6 protein-coding genes are annotated in these 6,096 nt (G+C 67.9%); 4 read left to right on the top strand and 2 right to left on the bottom strand.

Annotation, left to right across the window (positions count from 1 at the left end; all coding sequences use genetic code 11):
* Together EBL85_RS11135 and cutA are read right to left on the bottom strand one after the other, a co-directional pair.
* Positions 1–964: protein-disulfide reductase DsbD (locus EBL85_RS11135; RefSeq protein WP_255419398.1), on the bottom strand; the 964-nt coding region annotated here is incomplete at its 3' end.
* Positions 964–1,299: a divalent-cation tolerance protein CutA gene (cutA, locus tag EBL85_RS11130; protein ID WP_123139281.1), complete on the bottom strand. Its 336-nt coding sequence runs from the start codon at positions 1,297–1,299 to the stop codon at positions 964–966. The genes cutA and EBL85_RS11135, both read right to left, overlap by 1 nt.
* A gap of 554 nt (positions 1,300–1,853) precedes the next feature.
* Between cutA and EBL85_RS11125 the strand changes: the two genes are divergently transcribed.
* From EBL85_RS11125 to EBL85_RS11105, 4 genes are all read left to right on the top strand, one after another.
* On the top strand, positions 1,854–2,285 hold the full coding sequence (locus EBL85_RS11125; protein ID WP_123139282.1) for an FxsA family protein: 432 nt from the start codon (positions 1,854–1,856) through the stop codon (positions 2,283–2,285).
* Between the two features lie 279 nt (positions 2,286–2,564).
* Complete coding sequence (gene groES, locus EBL85_RS11120) at positions 2,565–2,855, top strand: co-chaperone GroES (RefSeq protein ID WP_005221801.1); 291 nt, start codon at positions 2,565–2,567, stop codon at positions 2,853–2,855.
* Between the two features lie 62 nt (positions 2,856–2,917).
* On the top strand, positions 2,918–4,561 hold the full coding sequence (gene groL, locus EBL85_RS11115; RefSeq protein WP_123142942.1) for a chaperonin GroEL: 1,644 nt from the start codon (positions 2,918–2,920) through the stop codon (positions 4,559–4,561).
* Between the two features lie 641 nt (positions 4,562–5,202).
* Positions 5,203–6,096, top strand: coding sequence for a D-hexose-6-phosphate mutarotase (locus EBL85_RS11105; RefSeq protein WP_190288071.1), 894 nt, complete (start codon positions 5,203–5,205; stop codon positions 6,094–6,096).

Genomic DNA, 6,096 nt, shown 5'->3' with positions numbered 1-6,096 from the left:
CGGGCGTGGCCGGCGCCGGCGCGACGGCGAGGGGTGCGGCGCTGCCGCCGGCGGGGAGGGCGAGCGCCACAGTGCGGGTCTGCGGCGGGTAGCAGATGCCGCGCTCGGCGCAGCCCTGGTAGCCGACCACCAGGGTGGTGTCGAGCGCCTCGGTGGTGGCGCGGCGCAGGCTCAGGTCGAGGGTGAGACGGTCGTGATAGACGGCGACGTCGCCGATGCTGCCGTCGGGCAGCACCGAGTCGTGCTTGATCTCGCCCGGCGGCAGCGCCGGCTGCTCGAGCGCGAGCCGCGCGTCGTCGAGCGCGACCTCGACCAGGTCGCGATAGAGATAGGTGCCGGGGGCGATCTCCCAGTGCAGCCGCACCCGTTCGGGGCCGAGCACCTCGACCTGGAGGTCGAAGGCCTGGTCGACGGTGAGGATCTCCTCGTCGTCGAGGCCGAGGGCGCGGCTGATGCCGGCGCCGGCATCGAGTCCGGGCAGCGGGATCGCCGGGGCCGGCGCGGCGGCCGGCGGTGCGGGCAGGCGTACCTGGACGCGTTGGCGATGCGGCGGATAGCAGAGTCCGGCGTCGGCGCAGCCCTGTGAGGTGGTCTCCAGGGTGAGCACCTCGGGGGCCGCGGCGGAGCGCGTCACGGGCAGGGTGATCTCGACCGTGTCGCGATAGATGCCGACCTCGCCGAAGAACTCGTCCTGCTTGATCTCGGGCTCGGGCAGTACCGGCTCACCGAGGGTGATGCCGGCGGTGTCGGTGGTGAAGGCGAACTTGGCGGCGTAGAGATAGTAGCCCTCGGCGATGCGCCAGCGCACCTTCAGGGTGTCGGCGTCGATGGCCTCGGCGCTGGGCTGGAAGGCTTGATCCGGGAGCAGGAAGTCGTCGCGGGCCTGGGCCGCGAGTCCCGGGAGCAGCAGCGCGAGCAGCACGAGCAGCGGCAGGTGACGTGACAGGTGAGCGAGGCGGGACATCAGCGGTGCGCTCCTGTGGCGGTGTCGATCCAGTTCAGATAGTCGGCGAGCCCCTCGGTGATGGGGACGGCGATCGCCTCCGGGGTCTCGTAGGGGTGGAGTTCGGCGAGTCGGTCGATGAGCGCCCGGCTGCGCTCGGCGCTGGTCTTGATCAGCAGCAGGACCTCGCGCTCGCGCGCGATCTCGCCCGCCCAGCGATAGATCGAGGTCAGGCCGGGGACCAGATTGACGCAGGCGGCCAGCTCCTCCTCGACCAGCTGCTCGGCGAGCCGGGTCGCCTGGGCGACATCGGGACAGGTGCACAGCAACAGGTGATGGCGGGGGTCCGGGTGCATGCTCTGGGTCTCCTTGCGGGTATGGCCTGATCCTTCTTGGTGCGCCGCGTCCGCCGATGGTTCACGCCGGGGTGTTGCGGCATCCTGAGTGGCGCCGGCGCGTGCTGTCAATATGGCTTCCAGCCGCCAGCCGCCAGCCGCCAGCCGCCAGCCGCCAGCCGCCAGCCGCCAGCCGCCAGCCGCCAGTTGCCAGCCGCCAGTTGCCAGCCGCCAGTTGCCAGCCGCCAGCCGCCAGCCGCCAGCCGCCAGCGGTCAGTCGTCAGCCCTAGCTGTCAGCTCCTGGCTTTCCTTACTGGAGGCTGGGAGCTGGCGACTGGCAGCTGGGAGCTGGCAGCTGGGAACTGGCGCCTTGTCACCGCTGACCGTCGCCGGTTCCATTCGGGGCGTGCGATGCACTATGCTGCAGGGCATGGCTATGCTGCCGTCCTTCCTCCAGTCGCCTCCCCGACCTCGGGTCGCGGGAGGGCCGATATGCCCGCTGCCCGGTTGGCGCGGGCGCTCGCCGGTCCCGGTCCCCGGGATCCTGGTCTTCCACCCTGATCGAGACTAACGCCGTGCTGCTTTTTCTTGTGCTCTTCATCGGGCTGCCGCTGATCGAGATCTATCTGCTGATCGAGGTCGGTTCCGAGATCGGCGCCCTGTCGACCATCATGCTGTCGATCCTCACCGCGGTGATCGGGACCTGGCTGGTCCGTCACCAGGGCTTCGGCGTGCTGCTGCGGGTCCGCGAGCTGAGCGACCGCGGTGAGGTGCCCGCGCTCGAGATGATGGACGGCGCCCTGTTGCTGGTCGCCGGACTCTTCCTGCTGCTGCCCGGATTTCTCACCGACGTGGTCGGCTTCCTGCTGCTGGTGCCGCCGCTGCGCCGGGCGCTGGTGTTGCGCTACGTGCGCGGGATCTCGGTGACCACGGTGCAGGGGCAGGACCCCTTCCGTTCGCCCGACGAACCCCGCGTCATCGAGGGTGACTACCGTCGCGAGGACTGATCCGCGCCCCTCTCGCGCATCGTCACGGCTCCGGTCGTGACGATGCCGCCCGCCGCTCGCCGCCCGCCTCTCCGCCGCCACCCCCAGCCCTTGCTCCGGCGTTGTGGTCTCTGCCTTCCGCAGTCGAGATCGCCCCGTCATCGGACCCTTGACAGCATGGATTTTGTCTCTACTATTAGCACTCGTTTCAGGTGAGTGCTAACAGACCTCCGGTCACCACCGCTGTGGCGCTCTAGATACAGATAGATCCACTTCTCAACCGTTACGAGGAGCCCTTGAATGAACATCCGTCCCTTGCATGATCGCGTCGTTGTCCGTCGCATGGAGGAAGAGCGCACCACCGCCGCCGGTATCGTGATCCCGGACTCGGCCACCGAGAAGCCGATCCAGGGCGAGGTGGTCGCTGTCGGCAACGGCAAGATCCTCGACAACGGTGAGGCCCGTGGCCTCGACGTCAAGGTCGGCGACCGTGTGCTGTTCGGCAAGTACTCCGGCACCGAGGTCAAGCTCGACGGCCAGGAGTTCCTGGTGATGCGCGAGGACGACATCATGGGTGTCGTCGAGGGTTGAGCCGAGCGCTCCCCCGCATCCATTCCGATACGACCAGAATTCATACTCGAGGAAGCTAGACAATGACTGCAAAAGACGTGAAGTTCGGTGGTGACGCCCGCGCCCGCATGATGGAGGGCGTCAACGTCCTCGCCGACGCGGTCAAGGTGACCCTGGGTCCGAAGGGCCGCAACGTGGTGCTGGAGAAGTCCTTCGGCGCACCGACCGTCACCAAGGACGGCGTCTCCGTGGCCAAGGAGATCGAGCTTGCCGACAAGTTCCAGAACATGGGCGCGCAGATGGTGAAGGAGGTTGCCTCGCAGACCTCCGACATCGCCGGTGACGGCACCACCACCGCGACCGTGCTCGCTCAGGCGATGGTCCGCGAGGGTCTGAAGGCGGTTGCCGCCGGCATGAACCCGATGGACCTCAAGCGCGGCATGGACAAGGCCGTCGAGGCCGCCACCGCCGAGCTGCGTAACCTCTCCAAGCCCTGCACCGAGAACAAGTCGATCGCCCAGGTCGGCACCATCTCGGCCAACTCCGACGAGTCGATCGGCAAGATCATCGCCGAGGCGATGGAGAAGGTCGGCAAGGAAGGCGTCATCACCGTCGAGGACGGCACCTCGCTGAGCAACGAGCTCGACGTCGTCGAGGGCATGCAGTTCGACCGCGGCTACCTCTCGCCCTACTTCATCAACAACCAGCAGAGCCAGAGCGCCGAGCTGGATGACCCCTACATCCTGCTGTTCGACAAGAAGATCTCGAACATCCGTGATCTGCTCCCCGTGCTCGAGGCCGTCGCCAAGGCCGGCAAGCCGCTGCTGATCATCGCCGAGGACGTCGAGGGCGAGGCGCTGGCCACCCTGGTGGTCAACACCATCCGCGGCATCGTCAAGGTCTGCGCCGTCAAGGCCCCGGGCTTCGGTGATCGTCGCAAGGCCATGCTGCAGGATATCGCCATCCTCACCGGCGCCACCGTGATCGCCGAAGAGGTCGGTCTGTCGCTGGAGAAGGCCACCCTCAACGAGCTGGGCACCGCCAAGAAGGTCCAGGTCGGCAAGGACGAGACCACCATCATCGACGGCGCCGGCGCCGAGATCGACATCAAGAACCGTTGCGAGCAGATCCGCGCGCAGGTCGAGGAGACCTCCTCGGACTACGACCGCGAGAAGCTCCAGGAGCGTCTGGCGAAGCTCGCCGGTGGTGTGGCCGTGATCAAGGTCGGTGCCGCCACCGAGATGGAGATGAAGGAGAAGAAGGCACGCGTCGAGGACGCGCTGCACGCCACCCGCGCCGCGGTCGAGGAGGGCATCGTCCCCGGTGGTGGTACCGCGCTGGTGCGCGCTCTGATCGCGATCAAGGATCTCTCCGACGACAACCACGATCGCAACGTCGGCATCCAGATCGCCCGTCGCTCGATGGAAGAGCCGCTGCGTCAGATCGTCGCCAACGCCGGTGAGGAGCCGTCGGTGATCCTCAACAAGGTCGCCGAGGGCGAGGGCAACTTCGGCTACAACGCCGCCAACGGCGAGTACGGCGACATGGTCGAGATGGGTATCCTCGACCCGACCAAGGTCACCCGCTCGGCGCTGCAGAACGCCGCCTCCGTGGCCGGTCTGATGATCACCACCGAGGCGATGGTCGCCGATGAGCCGAAGGACGACGCTCCGGGCGCACCTGACATGGGCGGCATGGGCGGCATGGGCGGCATGGGCATGATGTAAGCCCGGCGCGCTCGTCGCACCATAAGAAAGGCCCCGCTTCGGCGGGGCCTTTTTCGTTTGGGGCTGGCGTGAGAAAGGTTGAACCGCAAAGTCGCAAAGGGCGCGAAGATAAACTGTGCTGCCCTCGCTGTTTGATCTGCCGACGTTTGTACGCCCGGCGCCCACGGAGCATTGACGACTGGCTGCTTTCGAGCGCCTTTGCGTACTTTGAGGCTTTGCGGTTCAACATCCAGGCCGTCAGCCGTCAGCCGTCAGCCGTCAGCCGCCGGAAGGTTGGACCGCAAAGCCGCGAAGAACGCGAAGGTGAATGGTTTTTTTCTCCTTACTTCTCCTGCGGCTCGGCAAGCCAAGATTGCTGAATGGCAGTGATCAAGTAGCCAGAGCGCATGTAATCCACTGACGACTGGCTGCTTTCGAGATCCTTTGCGTACTTTGCGGCTTTGCGGTTCAACATCCTGGCCGCTGGCCGCTGGCCGCTGGCCGCTGGCCGCTGGCCGCTGGCCGCTGGCCGCTGGCCGCTCGCTCCCGTCATGCGGCGTATAATCGATCGAATCCGCATTCGTGAAGGTTTCCGCGATGTCCGTGCCCGCTTTCCCTCGTCTGTCGATGGTGCTCGTCCGCGTCGTGTGGGGGCGGGGCTGATGGGTGAGGTGGGGGAGGCGGTCTGCGCCGGGGTGCGGCTGGTCGCGACCGCGGCGGGCGATCTGCTCGCCCGGATCGAGACGCCGCTGGCCGAGGCGCTGGTGTCGGTCCGTCGGGCCCAGGTGCTCGCCTACCGACCGCGCGGTTGCGCCGAGGACCTGCTGTTCGTCGGCAGTCGCGCCGCCTTCCGTCCCGGGCGCGAGCGCATGGGCGGGGTCCCGCTGTGCTGGCCCTGGTTCGGGGTCGACCCGGACGGCGGTCCGATCCACGGCTTCGCCCGCACCGCCGACTGGCGGCTACTCGACTGCGCGCCCCAGTCCGATGGGGTGGTGCGGCTGCGTCTGGTGCCGGAGTCCGGGGCCCTCGCCGCCTGGCCGCATCCCTGCGCGCTGTTGCTGGAGATCCGCATCGGGGCGACCCTGGGGCTGACGCTGGAGACCCGCAACGAGGCCGATCACCCCTGGACGCTCACCCAGGGGCTGCACACCTATCTGCGCATCGGCGCGTCCGACCGGGTTCGCTTGCACGGGCTCGACGGTCGGTGTTATCTGGACAAGGCACGGGGCGCGCCGGTTGCGCCATGTCGGCAGCAAGGTCCGGTGAGCGCCGGCGGCGAGGAGGTCAATCGTATCTATCTCGACGCCCCCGGTCCGCTGTGGCTCGACGACCCGGTGCTGGGGCGACGCATCCGGGTGCGCGCGCGCGGCAGCCGTACCTGGGTGGTGTGGAACCCGGGCGCGACCGAGATCCACCGTTTTGCCGACGACCTCGCGCCCGAGGACGCGCGCCGCTTCCTCTGCGTGGAGACGGTCAACACCGCCTCCGAGACCCTCAACCTGGCGCCGGGCGCGGCAAGCCGCATCGGTGCCGACTACCAGATCGAGACCCTGTAG

The organism is Marichromatium sp. AB32, from assembly GCF_003718675.1.
Lineage (GTDB): Bacteria > Pseudomonadota > Gammaproteobacteria > Chromatiales > Chromatiaceae > Marichromatium > Marichromatium gracile.
The sequence above is the reverse complement of the archived record's forward strand: the minus strand, read 5'-3'. Positions and strand labels throughout refer to the sequence as shown.

Coding starts and splice junctions, on each gene's coding strand:
- groES (WP_005221801.1), top strand. CDS start 2,565: ATGAACATCCGTCCCTTGCATGATCGCGTCGTTGTCCGTCGCATGGAG.
- EBL85_RS11105 (WP_190288071.1), top strand. CDS start 5,203: ATGGGTGAGGTGGGGGAGGCGGTCTGCGCCGGGGTGCGGCTGGTCGCG.
- cutA (WP_123139281.1), bottom strand. CDS start 1,299: ATGCACCCGGACCCCCGCCATCACCTGTTGCTGTGCACCTGTCCCGAT.
- groL (WP_123142942.1), top strand. CDS start 2,918: ATGACTGCAAAAGACGTGAAGTTCGGTGGTGACGCCCGCGCCCGCATG.